Genomic DNA, 17725 nt, shown 5'->3' on the forward strand with positions numbered 1-17725 from the left:
GCGCACGGCAGGCACCGCCCGTCGACAGCTGACCGATGACGGCGTTGACAGGCCGGAGACATTCGCGCAACCTGATACCGCTCCCACCCCTGAGGCAGGTGCGATCGGTGAAGGCAGCACTGCATCCGGGCCGGTTACTGGCTCGCAGATACCGACTTCTCGACCAGATCGGCGCCGGCGGCATGTCGGTCATCTGGCGTGCCCGGGACGAGGTGCTGGACCGGCTCGTCGCGCTCAAGGTGCTGGCCCCCTCGCTGGCCGCCGACGCGCGGTTCCGGGGCATGGTGCGCGAGGAGGCCCGGGCCGCCGCCCAGTTGGTGCACCCGCATCTGACCTCGGTGCACGACTACGGTGAGACGGTCGACCCGGACGGCTCGATCACCTCTTTCGTGGTGATGGAGCTGCTCAGCGGCGAGGAGTTGGAGCTGCGGCTCACCGAGGGGCCGCTGCCGTGGGCGGAGGCGATCGAGGTGGGTGCCCAGGTCGCGGAGGCGCTGGCCGCGGCGCACCGGCTCGGCATCGTGCACCGGGACGTCACCCCGGCCAACGTGATGATGACCGCGACGGGCGTCAAGGTGCTCGACTTCGGCATCGCCACCCGGATCGGCGCGCCCGACGAGGACGAGGACGGCGAGACGTTCGGCACGCCGGCGTACGTCGCCCCGGAACGCCTCGACGGCGCGCCGGCCCAGCCGTCCACCGACGTGTACTCGCTCGGCGTGCTGCTGCACGAGGCTCTCACCGGCCGGGTCCCGTACCCGGCGGACACCTGGGAGCAACTCAGCGCCGCGCTGGCCGACGGCCCGCCGCCCACGCTCGCCGACCTGCCGGACCTGCCCCCACCGGTTGCCCGGATCTGCCTGCGCAGCCTCGCCCGCAACCCCGCCGACCGGCCGACCGCACGGCAGGTCGCCGCCGTGCTGCGCGACCAGTTGCTGCCTCCCGATCCCCCGGCCGCGACCCTCCGGGTGCCCACCCAGCCCCTGCCGCCGCAGCCGGCCGCCGTGCCAGCAGCGGCGGGAGGGAGAGCCGCCGGTTCGGTCTGGTCCCGTCGACGGCTGGTGCTGCTGCTCGTCCTGGCCGTCGGTGTGACGCTGGCTGGAGTGACCCTTCTGCCCGAGGATGAGCCGACACGCCGGACGCAGCCCTCGATCGCCCCGGCGACCACCCCGCCGAGTGACCCGCCGGTCCCCGCGTCGTCCCAGCCGAGCGCGTCCCCGCCGCCGACGAAGCCGAGCACCGGCTCGCCCACCTCGAATCCGGGCACCCTCGTCGAGGCCGCCAACCGGGTCGACGGGCTAATCAGCGCCGGCCTGGGCGCCGGGGAGATCCGCGACGACGTGGGTCTCGACCTGCGCAACGAGCTGCGCAACCTGACCGCCGCGGTCAGCTCCGGCCGCGACGACCTGGCGCCACCGGTGGCCCGGCTGCGCGAGAAGGTCGCGGTCCGCCTCGGCGAGGGCGGCATCAGTCCGGCGTACGCGTCTCGGCTCGACGCCGCCATCGTGGAGCTGGGCGGTGCCGAGGTCTGACCGCGCGGACACGCCGGGGTGGGCGGGTCAGCGGGCCGGGACCCGGGCCGATTCGCGGATGTCGTACCGGCCGGTGGCGAAGCGTCGGAAGATCGCCGCGTAGCCGTCCGCCATCCGCTCGACCGAGAAGTTCTCCGCGACGTGCGCCACGCAGTCCTCCGGGTCTAGCCGCTCCGCCGCGAGCACCGCCGCGGCCAACTCCTCCGGCCGTTCACAGACCAGCCCGGTCAGCCCCGGCCGGACCAGCTCCGGCACGGCCCCCCGGTTGAGGGCGACCACCGGTGTGCCGGTCGCCATCGCCTCCAGCATCACCATGCCGAACGGCTCGTCCCACTGGATCGGCATGATCAGGCAACGGGCGTCGACGAGCATCCGCAGCGTCTCCGCGCGGCCGGCGTTGAGCACGACTGTCACGTTCTCGTCGACCAGCGGCGCGACGACCTGCTCGTAGTAGCGGCGCTCGGCCGGCTCGTTGCACTTGCCGGCCAGCAGCAGGGGCACCCCTGCCTCCCGGCACGCCCGGATGGCGACCTCAGGGCCCTTGTCCGGGCTGAAGCGGGCCAGCCACAGCACCGGTCCCGTCCCGGGTCTGGTCTTACGCGGAAAGCCGCGGATGTCCAGCGCGTTGTGCACAGTGCCGGCCCAGGGCAGCTCGGTGTTCAGCCGACGTTGGGTGTGCGAGATCGCCACCAGGGCGACGCCCGAGTCGATGTCGCTGAGCACGTCCCCGTACTCCCCCACGGGGTTGCCGTGCACGGTCGCGACCGTCGGCACCGCCCGGCGGCCGGCGACCAGCGGGCCGATCGTGGTGTGGTCGTGGATGACGTCGAAGTCGGCCGCGGTGATCAGCCGATTCACCCGCGCCAGGTGAGCCAGCTCCGGCAGTGACTCGCCGAGCCGCTCGTACTGGACCTCGGGGACGGTGGAGACGAAGCCGTGGGCGGCCGTGCCGTGGTCGTCACCGGCACCGAACAACGTGACCTCGTGCCCCTGCCGGCAGAGCGCGTCCACAAGGGCGGCGACGACCTGTTCGAGGCCGCCGTAGCCGGGTGGCGGCACGGACAACCAGGGTGGAACCACCATCGCGATGCGCAACGACCGCTCTTCCGGGCGGCCCGCTGGCGAGTGGTTCACGGCCACGAGTCCTCCCCGTTGATCCCCGGTGCGGCGTCACCGCCGGTCCGGACGGTCGGCGGCGATTTCCCAGTGACGTCCCCGGTAAACCGGACAAGGCGGACGCTCACCCGCCCACCAGGATCTGGTCGTGGACTGCCCGCACTCCGGGGGCGGACCAGGCCACCCGCTCGACCTGCTCGCGTTCCCACCAGGATCGGACCACCCCGGCGAGGACGAGCGTGTCGCCGTCCACCTCGACGGTCACCCGCTCCGCACCGAGAGTGCGCATCAACGCCCGCTGCACGTCCCGTCGCAACCTGTCAGCGACAGCTGCTGCCGGAGGTCGTACCTCGATCAGGTTGGTGAGACCCCGTACGCCGTCGAGCCGGCGCAACTCCCCCTCGGCGGCGCGCCGCTGCCAGCCGAACTCGACCTCACCGCGCAGCATCAGCCAGCCGTTGGCCACTGTCACGTCCAGCCGCTCGGCGGGCACGAAGCTGTCCCACTCCAACGCCCGGGACGCGGCGAGGGCAACCTCGGCGTCGGTACGCCCCGGCGTACCGGGCAGCCGCACCTCGACCTCGTCGGCCACCGCTCGGACGCCCCGGACCCGCTGAGCGGACCGGGTAGCGGCCCAACTGCGAGCGGCACCGTCCACGAAACCGGTCAGGGTGACCACTCCCTGGTCGACGCGTACGCCGATCTCGTTCGGTTGCAGCTGGGCGTCCCAAGCCAGCTGCGCCAGGACGTCGCGTTGGATCCGCTGGTCCTCGCGGACATCCACCACCCCGGTCATGGCACCCACCCCCGGTTCCCCCCTCGCCGAGACTCGCCCGCCGAACGTGCCGGAAACCGGGGTGACGGCGGTTCACCCGATCCGGGTGAACCGCCGCCGGGCGGAAAAAGCGGCGGGTGACGGAGCCGACCCCCTCGGCCCCGCCACCCGCCGCTGGAGGGAGGAAGCAGGTTCAGTTGTCCGTCAGGACGTCTCGGCGAGCGTCACGGTTACCGACTTCTCGGTGCCGTTCCGCTTGAACTGCACCTCGACCCGGTCGCCGACCTTGCCGGCCTGCACCGCGCCGACCAGGTCGTCCGAGTCGTTGACCGGCTTGTCGCCGAAGCGGGTGACGACGTCGCCACGCTGGAGGCCGGCCTTCTCGGCCGGGCTGCCCGGGGTGACCGACGCGACGAGCGCGCCGCCGCCCTCGGCCTGGTTGACGCCCACCCCGAGCGACGGGTGGCTGACCTTCTCGCCACGCTGGAGCTTGCCCGCGACGTCCTTGGCCTTGTTGCTGGGGATGGCGAAACCGACGCCGATGTTGCCGGTGCTCTGCCCGGAGGTGGCGATGGCGGTGTTGACGCCGATCACCTCGCCGCGGGTGTTGACCAGCGCGCCGCCGGAGTTGCCCGGGTTGATCGGCGCGTCGGTCTGGAGCAGACCGGAGATCGAGCTGACGGCCTGGCTCTGCTGCTGGCTCGGGTCCTGCGGCTGACCCTCGCCGGCCCGGATGGTGCGGTCCCGGGCGCTGAGGATGCCGGAGGTCACCGAACCCTGGAGGCCGAGCGGGCTGCCCAGGGCGAGCACCTGGTCGCCGACCTGCATGGCGTCGCTGTCGCCGAACTTGGCCGGCTTGAGGTCGCTGACCCCGTTGGCCTTCACCACGGCCAGGTCGGTCTTCGGGTCGGTGCCGATGACCTTCGCGTCGGCCTTCTTGCCGTCGGCGAAGATCACCTGTACGGCGCCACCGGCGGCGTTGGCGACCACGTGGTTGTTGGTCAGCACGTACCCGTCGGCGCTGAGCACCACCCCGGAGCCCTCACCGCTGTCGGTGGTGATCGAGACGACGCTGTCCTGCACGGAAGCGGCGATCTTCGGGAGGTCGGCGCTGTTGATGACCGGCGCCGCCGAGTAGGTGCGGGTGATACCGCCGCCGTCCCCGTCGAGGGCGAGGGCGAGGGCACCGCCGGCGACGCCCGAGCCGAGCATCAGGGCGAACACCGCGACGCCCGCTCCGGCGAACTTGGCGATCCGACTCGGCCGCGGGCCACTGCCGGGCGGCGCGACCTGCGGGCCCCACGGCGGAACCGGCTGGCCCGGCTGCTGCCCAAGGTGCTGGCCGTGCTGGCCGAGGTGCTGGGTGTGCTGCTGGTGCTGCGCGTAGGCGCCCGGCTGGCCCCCGCCCGCCCAGCCGGACTGCTGGCCCGCGTACCAGGGCGCGCCGGCGTGGTGGCCGGCGGTCGGCTGCGGGTAGCCGTGCTGGCCGGGCGCCGGGTAGCCGGAGACCGGGTACGGCGGCGCGGACGGGGTGGCGGCCGGCGGCTCGTACCCGGTCAGCTGGGGGGTGGCCGGCTGAGCGGCGGGCGCGGCGGAAGTGACGGCCGTGGCGTCCGTGGCGTCACCGGCGGTCGGGACGACCTGGACGGGGGTGGTCGGGGAGTCGGACTGCGCGCGCTCGTCACGCGGCAGCTCGGCGGTGGGGTGCGACGGCTCGGCGTCGGTGGGGGCCGGCCGGCGCTGCGGGTCGGACTCGAACTCGGTCATGGAACTACCTTCTCCCTCCGCACTGCGATCAACCTGGAACCGTCCTGGAAGTTGGCTGAAAGTCACTCGTCCGCCGCGTCGATCTGTGCCAGCAGCGGGATCCGGACCCGGAAGGTGGCGCCACCACCGGGCGTCTCGGCCACCGAGACCGAGCCGTGGTGGGCGGCGACGAGCGCCGCCACGATGGCCAGGCCGAGCCCGGTGCCGGTGTTGCCGTCGGCTCGCCGCGTCCGTGCCGCGTCGGCCCGGTAGAACCGTTCGAAGACCCGTTCGGCCTGCTCCGGGGAGAGGCCCGGGCCGGTGTCGGCGACCTCCACCACGGCGAAACCGCCCGGTTCGCTGTGCAACCGCACGCGGATCTCGGCGTCCGGCGGGGTGTGGGTCAGCGCGTTGGTGACCAGGTTGCCGATCACCTGGCGCAGCCGCGCGTCGTCGGCGGACACGACGAGCGGGCCCGAGTCCGGCTCGATCTCCAGATCGATCCGCCGATCAGGGGCCATGGCCCGGGCGGCGTGCACGGCGTCGGAGGCGAGCACCGGCAGCTCCACCGGGGTCAGCGACAGCGGCCGCTCCCGATCCAAGCGGGCCAGCAGCAGCAGGTCCTCCACCAGCAGCCCCATCCGGGCCGCCTCGTCCTCGATCCGGCGCAGCAGGCCGGCGGTCTGCTCCGGTGCCCGCGCCGCACCCTGCCGGTACAGCTCGGCGAAGCCGCGAATGGTGGTCAACGGGGTCCGCAGCTCGTGCGAGGCGTCCGCGACGAACTGCCGCATCCGCTCCTCGGAGCGCCGGGCCCGCGCCTCCGACGCCTGGGCGGAGGCGGCGGCGTCCCGGGCGGCGCTCTCGGCCCAGCGGGCCGACGTCTCCGAGGCGGCTCGGGCGGTGAACGCCGCCTCGATCTGGGTGAGCATCGCGTTCAACGCGCGCGACAGCCGACCCAGTTCGGAGGTGGGATGCTCCTGGCCCTGCTCCGGGTCGGGCACCCGGCGGGTCAGATCACCCCCGGCGATCGCGGCGGCGGTGCGCTCGATCTCCACCAGCGGCTTGAGGCTGGTCCGGACGATCGCCGCGCCGACCGACGCCAACATGATCAGCACCGCGCCGCCGACCAGCAGGTCGATCCAGGCCAGCCGCTTGACGGCGGAGTCGACGTCGGTCAGGTGCTCGCCGATGGCCGCCATCTGGCCGTTGGGCAGCTCGGTGTAGAGCATCCGCCAGCGCACCGAACTGTCCCGCGCGTGGACGGTGCGCGGCTTGCCGTCCTGCTCCCGCTCTTGCGCCGCGAACCCGGCCGCGTCGTCCGGCCACGGCGGCAGATCGACCGTCTGGAAGCGGGACGTGTCGTACCGGAAGGCCTGCACCTTGCCTGTCGACGGGCTGGTCAGCACGATCACGTAGTCGCTGGGCAGCGAGACGACGTTCGACGTGAGCGTGAGGGACTGGATGCGGCCCGCCGAGTCGCGTAGCTCCAGGTCGATCTGGTCGACCAGGTAGTTGTGCAGGAAGTACGCGGTCGAGACGCTGATCACCACCAGGGCGCCGGAGACCAGGGCGAGCACCGAGGCGACCAGCTTGACCCGCAGCGGGACGCTGCGGACCCGCCCTTTCGCCTGCTGGACCCGGTTCACGCCGCCGGCTTGCGCAACACGTACCCGACGCCGCGAAGGGTGTGGATCAGCCGGGGCTGGGTGGTGTCGACCTTGCGTCGCAGGTAGGAGATGTAGGACTCGACGATGTTGTCGTCACCACGGAAGTCGTAGTTCCAGACGTGGTCGAGGATCTGCGCCTTGGACAGCACCCGGTTGGCGTTGAGCATCAGGTAGCGCAGCAGCTTGAACTCCGTCGGCGAGAGCTGGACGCGCTGGCCGGCCCGGTGCACCTCGTGGGTCTCCTCGTCCAACTCCAGGTCGGCGAAGGTGAGCCGGGACGGGGCCTGCTCGCCGGTAGTGGTGCGGCGCAGCACGGCGCGGATCCGGGCGGTCAGCTCCTCCAGGCTGAACGGCTTCGTGACGTAGTCGTCGCCGCCCAGGGTCAACCCACGGATCTTGTCGTCGGTGGCGTCCCGGGCGGTCAGGAAGACCACAGGCGTACGCGTGCCGCCCTCGCGGAGCATCCGGATGACCTCGAAACCGTCGAGATCCGGAAGCATCACGTCGAGCACCACCAGGTCGGGCCGGTGGTCCTTGGCGGCGTTGAGCGCCGCGCTCCCACTGGTCGCGGTGGCCACGTCGAAGCCCGCGAACCGCAGGCTCGCGGAGAGCAGTTCGAGGATGTTGGGGTCGTCCTCGACGACGAGGAGTCGCGCCTCGGTCTGGGTAGCGGGCATGGGCCCATCATCGGTGACGTCACTGCGCCGCCGCTGGATGGTTCCTGGAAAATGCCTGTGAGTCGTGGCCGGACCCTTGACCCTGCTCAGCGCAGCAGGCGGCGCAGCCCGTCCAGGGCGCCGTCGAGCAGCCGGATCGCGGTGCTCAGCTGGGTTTCGCTGAACTGTCGGGCACGCACGAGCCGGCCCACCTCGGCGGTGAACGCGGCCAGCCGCTGGTCGAGTTCGTCGAGCAGCGCGGCCTGCGGCCCGGCGGTCGGCGTCGGCCGGGGCGGCGCCGCGGGGGCCTCCCACCGGTTACGCCGGGTCTGCCGGGTGGCCTCGCTCAGCTCCCGTTTGAGGTCGCGTACCGACCCGCGCACCTCGCTGCGGATCTCGCCGGCCAGGCTGGAGAGGTCGGCCACCGAGGCCGCGATGTCCGATTCCAGCTCGGTCAGCTCACCGGCGCGCTGGTGCAGCTCGGCACGGCCGGCGTCGGTGATGTCGTACGTCTTGCGGCCGCCGGCAGCGGTGTGGCTGACCAGCCCCTCGGCCTCCAGCCGTTGCAGGCGGGGATAGATGGTGCCGGCGCTGGGCGCGTAGAGCCCGAGGAACCGGTCCTCCAGAAGGCGGATCAGTTCGTACCCGTGCTTCGGGCCGTCGTCGAGGAGCTTGAGGAGATAGAGCCGGAGCCGTCCGTGGCTGAACACGGCGGTCACGGCAGCTCCTCGGAATCGTTGTCGACCGCTCGGGCGAGCAGGGCGATGCTGCCCGAGGTCGCGGAAGCCCAGAGCTTACCTTCGCCGGCACCGAGCACTCCCTCGCTGCTGCGCAGTGGGAACGTCGAGGTGCGAACCTGCGGAAAGCCGCTGGTGATCCGGCCGGAGGCGGTGTGCATCTGGACGGCGAGGTCGCTGTCCTCGCGGACCCGGACGGTGATGCTGCCCGAGATGGTGGTCAACCGGATCTCGCTGCGTCGGGGGTTGTCCAGGTCGCAGGTGATCGCCCCGGAGACGGTCTGCGCACGCACCCGCTCGGCGGCGCTGTCGGCGAGGATCACCTCCCCGGAGACCGTCTCCAGAGTGAGGTCGCCCCGGACGCCGAGCGCCTCCACCGGCCCGGAGGTGATCGTCGCGGAGGTGTTGCCGCGCAGGCCCATCAGGGTGATCTGACCGGCGGTGACATGCACAGTGGTCTGCCGGCGCAGACCGGAGGCGACCACCGAGCCCGCGACCAGCCCCAGGTCGGCGAGGACGTCGGCGGGCACGGCGAGCGAGACGTCCACCCGGGGGTAGCGGTGGATCATCCGGAACCAGCGCAGGACGTCCGTCCAGCCGTGGCCGCGCTCCTGACGGACGGTGAGCCGGCCGTCGGAGTGGTCGATCAGGACCGGCCGCCGACCGACCTGGGTGACGTCGATCCGGGCCGGGCCGTCGGTGGCGACCACGTTGAGCCGGCCGCTCACCAGGCGGACGTCCAGCCGGGTGACCGGGCCGTCCACGGTGAGCCGCTGCGGGCTCTCGACCGTCCATCCGGCCATGGGTTTCCTCCCCTCGACGACGCGCGGACACGCGCCTGACAGAGAGGACAGTAACGCGATACATCGCGATAGCACAAGACAGGTCGCGTGTTGGTCGCCCCTGCACCCGGCGGGGTCGCCGACCGGCGACCCCGCTCCCCTCAGGCCGCCAGGTCCAGCTCCCGGCCGGACGTCTGCACCGGCACGGACACGGCGACCGCCGGGGTCACCGTGGGCACCGGACGCAGCCGGGTCCGCGCCACGCCGCCTGCCGGCAGCAGGTGTACGGCCGACTCGGCCGCCCGGGCCAGCAATCGCCGGTCGGCAGCACGGGCCGGGTGCAGCGCGGCGGCGATCGTCACCGACACCACGATGTCCCGCGCCGCGACCACCCGGGCCACCGAGCGCAGCAGGGTGTCCGCACCGAGAAAGGCCGTTGCCGTGGTGGTGGAGCCGATGGCCTCGCAGCGGTAGGCGAGCCGCAGCGGCACCACCGGGCTGCCCGCGTCTATTGCCGCCTGGAACATCGCCGGCCGGAAGCCGCCGCCCGGGCGGCAGTCGGCAGCGCCGTCACCAGCGCACCAGGTCGTACCCTCCGGAAAGACCGCCACCGACCGGCCGGCGCGCAGCGTCTCGGCGACCCGCCCGACGCTCGTCGGCAGTGCCCGCGGCCGGGCCCGGTCCACGAAGACCGTGCCCGCCGCCGCGGCCAGCAGCCCGACCACCGGCCAGGAGCGGATCTCCCGCTTCGCGACCATCCGGGTGGGCGCGACCGCCAGCACCGCGAGGATGTCCAGCCAGGAGACGTGGTTGGCGACCAGCAGCGCCCGCCGCCGGGGCAACCGACCCCGGATCACCAGCCGGACGCCGAACGCCCGCGTGGTCGCCCGGGCCCAGCCGCGTGCCGCCGCCTGCCGCTCCCGGGTCGGAAGCACGGGCAGCAGCAGCACCAGGCCGACCCCGGCGACCAGCATTCCGGTCGCGGCGACCAACCGCAGCACCCGGCGGGCCACCGGCACCGTGGGCACCTCGCCGGCCGCCGGCAGGCAGTCGTCGTCACAGCCCGAGGAGGGCCGCCACAGATCGTGCGCCCCGGTGGTCACCGCTGCTCCCCGCCCAGGAAGTGGCGCAGGTAGCGCGGGTTCATCCGGTCCAGGGAAAAGAGCACGTAGAAGTCCGCGCACCCGAAGTCGGGGTCGTACGCCGGCTCGCCGCAGATCCACGCGCCGAGCCGGAGGTAGCCCCGCAGCAGCGGTGGCACCACGACGCGCCCCGCCGGTCCGACAGCCGCCACCGGCGCGGCGGCGGCCGGGCCGGGAGCCGTGGCCGACTCGGCGAACCAGGGTCGCCGTGGGCGGACCCGCAACGGCGGCGGCGACAGGTGCCGGGCCTGGGCCTGGCTCCACACCTCGGCGACCGTGCGCCCACCGTCGCCCACCGGCACCGAGGCACAGCCACCGAGCCAGCGGGAGCCACGCAGGTGCAGGTACCGGGTGATGCCGGCCCACATCAGATTGATCACCGCGCCCGAGCGGTGGTCCGGGTGCACGCACGACCGACCCGCCTCGACGAGGTCGTCGCGGAGCGGGTCGAGCGCGGAGAGGTCGAACTCCTCCTCGGCGTACCGCTGGTCGGTGCGTCCGGGCGGTAGCAGCCGGTAGGTGCCGACCACCTCGCCGGTGCTGTCCTCGCGGACGATCAGGTGGTCGCAGTACGCGTCGAAGGGGTCCACGTCCAATCCGGCCTCGCCGGGAAGGAGGGTGGCGCCGAGTTCGGTGGCGAACACCTCGTGGCGCAGGCGTTGCGCGGCCGCGACCTGGGTGGGGTCGTCGGCGATCAGCAGGGTGTATCCGCTGGTCTTCAGGGATGTGCCAGCGGCATGCAGAACGGCCATGGGATCTGTGTAGGTGCCCGGGTTGCCATCCACGGGGACCACCGGTGTCGATCGGGTGAACGCCGGCAGGCGAGACCGCTGGCGGCACCCCGCGAAGACCGTGCGAGGCTGCCCGGGCAGGCCGGCGAAGGCGCCGGCACGCCCACCGGAGGTCGACGATGCGCATCGAGTCGCGCTACAACGGGCCCCCCGGTTCCGGCAACGGCGGCTGGAGCGCGGGAGTGTTCGCCACCGAGGCCGGCGGCAGCGATCCGGTCGAGGTGACGCTGCGCCGGCCACCACCGCTGGAGACCGAGTTGACGCTGGTCGACGGTGCGGTCCGTGACCCGTCCGGCGAGCTGGTGGCCGAGGTGCGCCCGGCCGGGGTCGTCGATGCCGTCGTACCCCCGGTGGACCTGGCCACGGCGGTGGCTGCGGCGGCCCACTTCCCCGGCCTGGTCGAGCATCCCTTCCCCGGCTGTTACGTCTGTGGGCCGCAGCGGGCGGACGGGTTGCGGATCTTTCCTGGCCGGCTGCCCGATGGGCGGACCGCGGCGCCGTTCCGGGCACCCGAGCAGGTCAGCGAGGCCACGGTCTGGGCGGCGCTGGACTGCCCCGGCGGTTGGGCGGTGCTCGCGCCCGGTCGCCCGTACCTGTTGGGCCGGATCGCCGCCGTGGTCACGGCGCTACCCGGACCGGGCGACGAGTGCGTGGTGACCGGGGCGTTGCTGCGCGTCGATGGGCGCAAGGCGCTCGTGCACACCAGTCTGTACGGCCCGGACGGGTCGTTGCTCGGCGCGGCACAGGCAACCTGGATCGCCCGCTGAAGCCGGGCCGTAGTCCGCAGGGATGAGTCGCCTCCACCCCGCGACGGAGGCGAACGTACCGACCGCGCCTGATTGACCTTGTTGCCACGGGCCGTCACGCTGTGCCACGGCGTACCTCGACGCCACACACGGGAGGAGAACGATGACTGACGGGCAGAGAAGCCCCACCAGCGACGGTCAGATCGTGGTGTCCGGTCTGACGAAGCAGTACAAGAGCGTCCGGGCGGTGAACAACCTGTCCTTCACCGTGGCGCCGGGGCGGGTGACCGGCTTCCTCGGCCCGAACGGCGCCGGCAAGACCACCACGCTGCGCATGCTGCTGAACCTGGTCACCCCCACCGCCGGCACGGCCACCATCAGCGGCCACCGGTACGCCGACCTCGCCGACCCGCTGCGGCACGTCGGCGCGGTGCTGGAGGCCTCCAGCGCGCACAAGGGCCGTACCGGCATCAACCACCTGCGGGTGATCTGCGCGGCGGCCGGGCTGCCGAAGCAGCGGGCCGACGAGGTGTTGGCCCTGGTCGGGCTGAGCCCGGCGGCGAAGCGCAAGTTCAAGGGTTACTCGCTGGGCATGAAGCAGCGGCTCGGCATCGCCGCGGCGATGCTCGGTGACCCCCGGGTGCTGATCCTGGACGAGCCGGCCAACGGGCTCGACCCGGAGGGCATCCGATGGATGCGCGGGTTCCTCAAGAACCTCGCCCACGAGGGCCGCACCGTGCTGGTCTCCAGCCACCTGCTGTCGGAGATGCAGCTCCTCGCCGACGACGTGGTGATCATCGCGGCCGGTCAGCTCGTCCGGCAGGGGCCGGTCGACCAGGTGCTCGGGTCGATGGCGCAGGGCGCCCTGGTCCGGGTCCGCACCCCGCAGGCCGAGGCGCTGACCGCCGCGCTGAAGGCGCAGTCGGCGACCGTCGACACCGACGAGCACGGCACCCTGCTGGTCGCCGGGGTCGACGCACCCACTGTCGGCCGGGCCGCGCTGGCCGCCGGGGTGGAACTGCACGAACTGTCCACCGAACGGCCCGACCTGGAACGGGTCTTCCTGGAGCTGACGGCCGGAAAGGCGGGCATCCGATGAACCTGGTCCGATCCGAGCTACTCAAGATCCGTACCACCAGCACCTGGTGGTGGCTGGCTCTCGGCGCGTTCCTCTCGATCGCACTGGCCTTCGCTGTCAACGCGTGGTTGGCGGTCACGGCGCTCGGCGGCGACGCCGAGGAGATCGGCGTCAGCGCCGAGCAGGCGACAGCGCCGGCGCAGGCGGCGAACCTCTACACCTCGGGCCAGTACCTCGGGCTGATGTTCGTGATGCTCATCGGCATCCTGATGGTCACCAACGAGTTCTTCCACCAGACCGCGACCACGACGTTCCTGACGACTCCCCGGCGAACGTCGGTCATCGTCAGCAAGCTCGTCGCCGCCAGCCTGCTCGGATTCATGTTCTGGCTGGCCACCACGCTGATCGACCTGGCCGCCGGCGCGATCTTCCTGTCCGCCAACGACTACGGCACTCAGCTCGGTGAGTGGCCGGTGCAGCGGGCACTGCTATTCAACCTGCTGGCCTACGCCATCTGGACGATCCTCGGTGTGGGCATCGGCACGCTGATCACCAACCAGCTCGGTGCGGTGATCACGGCGGCGGTGCTCTATCTGATCGGCACCCAGGTGGTGGGTCTGCTCTTCCTGCTCCTGTCGAACCTCCTCGACAGCGAGGCGGTTCTCAAGTGGCAGGTCGTCTGGCCCGCTGTGGCGTCCCAGGTCATGATCACTGAAGGCACCTCGGAGTTCACACCGTCCTGGTGGGTCGGTGCCCTCGTGCTGATCGGCTACGCGCTGGTCAGCGGAATTGCCGGAGTTCTGCTCACCCGGCGGCGCGACATCGCCTGATGGCGTCTGCGACCCCGGGGCGGCAACGACAGGCTGGCCGCTCCGGGGTCGGGCGTCACCCTCGGCGACCGGCCGCGCGAGGGCCGGGTGTTACCAGTTCGACACGGTGCGCGCAGGCGTTGCTGAACTTCTGGCATCTTCTGTGAAACCGGCCACGGGACCGAGGCGGAAATGCCTGCGGGATCGGTACGGCGTAGCCTGGGAGCCGTACCCTCCGTGCCCCTGACCGGGCGGGAGGAACACACCGCGTGCCACACAAACCCGCGTGAAAGAGGCGATTACCGGCCGTGTCGACCCAGCAGACTTCGCAGGAGAACCCACTAGCGGGTTTCGGCCCGAATGAGTGGATCGTCGAGGAGATGTACCAGCGTTACCTCGCCGACCCAACGAGCGTCGATTCGGCCTGGCACGACTTCTTCGCCGACTACCGTCCGGCGCCCGGAGCGGCCACCCCGCGCGGCGCCGAGTCGTCGAACAAGCCAGCCGCCGCTCCCGAGCCCGACGGCCAGCCGGAGGCTGCCGCCGAGGTCAACCAGCCGAGCGCCAAGGCGAAGCCGGCGACTGCCACGAAGCCGGCCGCCGCGCAGTCGGCACCGGCCAAGCCCGCCGCCGCTCCGGCCACGGCCAAGGCCGCATCGGAGAAGGCCGCGCCGGCCAAGCCGGCCGCCAAGGCCGCTGCGCCGGCCGCTGACGGTCCGCAGACCACGCCGCTGCGTGGCGTCGCTGCGAAGATCGTCCAGAACATGGACGCCTCGCTGAGCGTGCCCACCGCGACCAGCGTCCGCGCGGTCCCGGCCAAGCTGCTGGTCGACAACCGCATCGTGATCAACAACCACCTCGCCCGGGGGCGCGGTGGCAAGGTCAGCTTCACCCACCTGGTCGGTTACGCGCTGGTCCGGGCGCTCGTCCAGCACCCGGAGATGAACAACTCCTTCGCCGAGGCCAACGGCAAGCCCGCCGTGCTCCGGCCGGCGCACGTCAACCTCGGCATCGCGATCGACCTGGCCAAGCCGGACGGCAGCCGCAACCTGGTGGTCCCCTCCATCAAGGGCTGCGAGACGATGGACTTCCGGCAGTTCTGGCAGGCGTACGAGGACGTGGTCCGACGGGCGCGGCGCAACGAGCTGACCATGGAGGACTACTCCGGCACCACGATCTCGCTGACCAACCCGGGCGGCATCGGCACCGTGCACTCGATGCCGCGGCTGATGCAGGGCCAGAGCGCGATCATCGGCGTCGGCGCGATGGAATACCCGGCCCCCTACCAGGGCATGTCCGAGACCACCCTGGCCGAGCTGGCCGTCAGCAAGATCATCACGCTGACCAGCACGTACGACCACCGGATCATCCAGGGCGCGCAGTCCGGCGAGTTCCTCAAGGTGATGCACGAGCTGATCCTGGGTGAGCACGGTTTCTACGACCAGGTCTTCACCTCGCTGCGCATCCCGTACGAGCCGGTGCGCTGGGTGCGCGACGTCGCCGTCAACTCCGAGGGTCAGATCAACAAGACCGCCCGGGTGCACGAGCTGATCCACGCGTACCGGGTGCGCGGTCACCTGATGGCCGACACCGACCCGCTGGAATTCAAGATCCGCAAGCACCCCGACCTGGACGTCCTCCAGCACGGGCTCACCCTGTGGGACCTTGACCGCGAGTTCCCGGTCAACGGCTTCGCCGGCCGGCAGCGGATGAAGCTGCGCGAGATCCTCGGCGTGCTGCGCGACTCATACTGCCGCCGGGTCGGCATCGAGTACATGCACATCCAGGACCCGGAGGAGCGTCGCTGGGTCCAGGAGCGGATCGAGCGCAAGTACGAGAAGCCGGCCGCCGACGAGCAGAAGCACGTGCTCAACCGGCTGAACGCCGCCGAGGCGTTCGAGACCTTCCTGCAGACCAAGTACGTCGGCCAGAAGCGCTTCTCCCTGGAGGGCGGCGAGTCGCTCATCCCGCTGCTCGGTGAGGTGCTGGAGTCCTCGGCCGAGAACGGCCTGGACGAGGTCGTCATCGGCATGGCCCACCGGGGTCGGCTCAACGTGCTGGCGAACATCGTCGGCAAGCCGTACGAGAAGATCTTCTCGGAGTTCGAGGGCCACCTGGACCCGCGCTCGACGCAGGGCTCCGGCGACGTGAAATACCACCTGGGTCAGAACGGCAAGTTCACCACCCCCGACGGCGAGCACTCGGTCAAGGTGTCGGTGGTGGCCAACCCGTCGCACCTGGAGGCCGTGGACCCGGTGCTGGAGGGCATCGTCCGGGCCAAGCAGGACCGGATCGACCTCAAGCTCGAGGGTTACACAGTGCTGCCGCTGGCGGTGCACGGTGACGCCGCGTTCGCCGGGCAGGGCGTGGTCGCCGAGACGCTCAACCTGTCGCAGCTGCGCGGCTACCGCACCGGCGGCACGGTGCACGTGGTGGTCAACAACCAGGTCGGCTTCACCACCGCCCCGGAATACAGCCGGTCCAGCCTCTACAGCACCGACGTGGCCCGGATGATCCAGGCGCCGATCTTCCACGTCAACGGCGACGACCCGGAGGCCGTGGTCCGGGTGGCCCGGCTGGCCTTCGAATACCGGCAGACGTTCAACAAGGACGTCGTGATCGACATGGTCTGCTACCGGCGGCGCGGGCACAACGAGGGCGACGACCCGTCGATGTCCAACCCCCAGATGTACAAGATCATTGACTCGAAGCGCTCGGTCCGCAAGCTCTACACCGAGGAGCTGATCGGCCGCGGTGACATCACCGTGGAGGACGCGGAAGAGCTGCTGCGCGACTACCAGGCACAGCTGGAGAAGGTCTTCAAGGCCACCCGGGACGCCGCGGCGGCACCGCGCCAGCTCAACCGGCCGCGCCGCGAGGAGGAGCCGGAGCCGCAGGTCGACACCGCCACCGACGCGTCAGTGGTCAAGGCGGTCGGCGAGGCGCACATCAACCTGCCGGAGGGCTTCACCCCGCACAAGCGGATCCAGCAACTGCTGGACCGGCGGGCGAAGATGTCCGTCGAGGGCAACATCGACTGGGGCTTCGGCGAGATCATCGCGCTCGGTGCGCTGCTGCACGACGGGGTAACGGTCCGGCTGGCCGGCCAGGACTCGCGTCGCGGCACGTTCGTCCAGCGGCACGCTTCGGTGGTCGACTCCCGCACCGGCGAGGACTATCTGCCACTCAAGTCGCTCACCGGCGACGGCGAGCGCTCCCGGTTCTTCGTGCACGACTCGCTGCTCAGCGAGTACGCGGCGATGGGCTTCGAGTACGGCTACTCGGTGGAGAACATCAACGCGCTGGTCGCCTGGGAGGCCCAGTTCGGTGACTTCGTCAACGGTGCCCAGTCGGTGATCGACGAGTTCATCTCGTCCGGCGAGGTGAAGTGGGGCCAGCGCTCCGCCGTCACCCTGCTGCTGCCGCACGGCCACGAGGGCCAGGGCCCGGACCACACCTCCGGCCGGCCGGAGCGGTTCCTGCAGATGTGCGCCGAGGACAACATGCGGGTGTCCATCCCGACGACCCCGGCGAACTACTTCCACCTGCTGCGCCGCCAGGCACTGTCGCCCAAGCGCAAGCCGCTGGTGGTGTTCACGCCGAAGTCGCTGCTGCGGCACAAGCTCTGCGTCTCGTCGGTGGAGGACTTCACCACCGGCACCTTCCAGCCGGTGCTGCGCGACACGGCCGCCCCGGCACCGGAGGCGGTGAAGCGGGTGCTGCTCTGCTCGGGCAAGGTCTACTACGACCTGTTCCAGGCCCGGCAGGAGCGCGGCGTCACCGACACCGCGATCCTCCGGATCGAGCAGCTCTACCCGCTGCCGGTGGAGGAGATCCGGGCCGCCCTCGCGCAGTTCCCGAACGCGGAGGACTTCGCCTGGGTGCAGGAGGAGCCGGCCAACCAGGGTGCCTGGTCGTTCGTCGCGCTCAACCTGCTGGAGCACCTCACGGACGTCCGGCTGCGGCGGATCTCCCGCCCGGCCGCGGCCGCCCCGGCGGTCGGCTCGGCCAAGACCCACGAGGTCGAGCAGAACGCGCTGATCGAGGCGGCTCTCCCCCGCCCGTGACCTGACCGCACCGCGAGAGCCGGGGCAGGGCCGTTCACCACGGTCCTGCCCCGGCTCCGTCGGTCCACTTGACCACCCGCC

14 protein-coding genes are annotated in these 17725 nt (G+C 71.7%); 5 read left to right on the forward strand and 9 right to left on the reverse strand.

The features are described 5' to 3' along the window. Window positions 1-107: 107 nt before the first annotated feature. Window positions 108-1532 (forward strand): serine/threonine-protein kinase, encoded by a 1425-nt coding sequence (locus KBX46_RS25895; protein ID WP_308159695.1) that lies wholly within the window; start codon window positions 108-110, stop codon window positions 1530-1532. Window positions 1533-1559: 27 nt separating this feature from the next. Here the strand turns inward: KBX46_RS25895 and KBX46_RS25900 are convergent, their stop codons facing one another. From KBX46_RS25900 to KBX46_RS25940, 9 genes are all read right to left on the reverse strand, one after another. After that, a complete protein-coding gene (locus KBX46_RS25900; RefSeq protein WP_247668203.1) occupies window positions 1560-2615 on the reverse strand; it encodes a glycosyltransferase family 4 protein in 1056 nt (351 codons plus the stop codon). Window positions 2616-2772: 157 nt separating this feature from the next. Further along, on the reverse strand, window positions 2773-3444 hold the full coding sequence (locus KBX46_RS25905; RefSeq protein WP_210794405.1) for a BON domain-containing protein: 672 nt from the start codon (window positions 3442-3444) through the stop codon (window positions 2773-2775). Between the two features lie 183 nt (window positions 3445-3627). Beyond that, window positions 3628-5190, reverse strand: a complete 1563-nt coding sequence (locus KBX46_RS25910; protein WP_210794406.1) for a trypsin-like peptidase domain-containing protein — start codon at window positions 5188-5190, stop codon at window positions 3628-3630. A gap of 62 nt (window positions 5191-5252) precedes the next feature. Next, window positions 5253-6815, reverse strand: a complete 1563-nt coding sequence (locus tag KBX46_RS25915) for a HAMP domain-containing sensor histidine kinase (RefSeq protein ID WP_210794407.1) — start codon at window positions 6813-6815, stop codon at window positions 5253-5255. After that, a complete protein-coding gene (locus tag KBX46_RS25920; RefSeq protein ID WP_030336721.1) occupies window positions 6812-7513 on the reverse strand; it encodes a response regulator transcription factor in 702 nt (233 codons plus the stop codon). The genes KBX46_RS25915 and KBX46_RS25920 overlap by 4 nt, the downstream gene beginning before the upstream one ends. Window positions 7514-7599: 86 nt before the next feature. Continuing rightward, complete coding sequence (locus tag KBX46_RS25925; RefSeq protein WP_088949982.1) at window positions 7600-8211, reverse strand: PadR family transcriptional regulator; 612 nt, start codon at window positions 8209-8211, stop codon at window positions 7600-7602. Further along, entirely contained in the window at window positions 8208-9032 is an 825-nt protein-coding gene (locus KBX46_RS25930; protein WP_210794408.1) for a DUF4097 family beta strand repeat-containing protein, read from the reverse strand. Before KBX46_RS25930 ends, KBX46_RS25925 begins: the two co-directional genes overlap by 4 nt. A 140-nt stretch (window positions 9033-9172) precedes the next feature. Beyond that, window positions 9173-10114 carry a 1-acyl-sn-glycerol-3-phosphate acyltransferase gene (locus tag KBX46_RS25935; protein WP_210794409.1) on the reverse strand — a complete coding sequence of 314 codons (942 nt, stop codon included), beginning with the start codon at window positions 10112-10114 and terminating at the stop codon, window positions 9173-9175. Beyond that, entirely contained in the window at window positions 10111-10905 is a 795-nt protein-coding gene (locus KBX46_RS25940; RefSeq protein WP_210794410.1) for a GNAT family N-acetyltransferase, read from the reverse strand. Before KBX46_RS25940 ends, KBX46_RS25935 begins: the two co-directional genes overlap by 4 nt. A gap of 158 nt (window positions 10906-11063) precedes the next feature. Here KBX46_RS25940 and KBX46_RS25945 point away from each other — a divergent pair, with 158 nt between their 5' ends. The 4 genes from KBX46_RS25945 (at window position 11064) to KBX46_RS25960 (ending at window position 17644) form a co-directional block, all read left to right on the forward strand. Beyond that, window positions 11064-11711 carry a hypothetical protein gene (locus KBX46_RS25945; protein ID WP_210794411.1) on the forward strand — a complete coding sequence of 216 codons (648 nt, stop codon included), beginning with the start codon at window positions 11064-11066 and terminating at the stop codon, window positions 11709-11711. Between the two features lie 142 nt (window positions 11712-11853). Next, window positions 11854-12789, forward strand: a complete 936-nt coding sequence (locus KBX46_RS25950) for an ABC transporter ATP-binding protein (RefSeq protein WP_210794420.1) — start codon at window positions 11854-11856, stop codon at window positions 12787-12789. After that, window positions 12786-13598 (forward strand): ABC transporter permease, encoded by an 813-nt coding sequence (locus KBX46_RS25955; RefSeq protein ID WP_099848316.1) that lies wholly within the window; start codon window positions 12786-12788, stop codon window positions 13596-13598. The genes KBX46_RS25950 and KBX46_RS25955 overlap by 4 nt, the downstream gene beginning before the upstream one ends. Before the next feature lie 287 nt (window positions 13599-13885). Next, the gene (locus KBX46_RS25960) at window positions 13886-17644 is read left to right on the forward strand and encodes a multifunctional oxoglutarate decarboxylase/oxoglutarate dehydrogenase thiamine pyrophosphate-binding subunit/dihydrolipoyllysine-residue succinyltransferase subunit (protein WP_210794422.1); all 3759 of its coding nucleotides are present in this window, start codon (window positions 13886-13888) and stop codon (window positions 17642-17644) included. Window positions 17645-17725: the final 81 nt, after the last annotated feature.

It is taken from the genome of Micromonospora sp. C81, from assembly GCF_018070425.1.
GTDB lineage: Bacteria > Actinomycetota > Actinomycetes > Mycobacteriales > Micromonosporaceae > Micromonospora > Micromonospora zamorensis.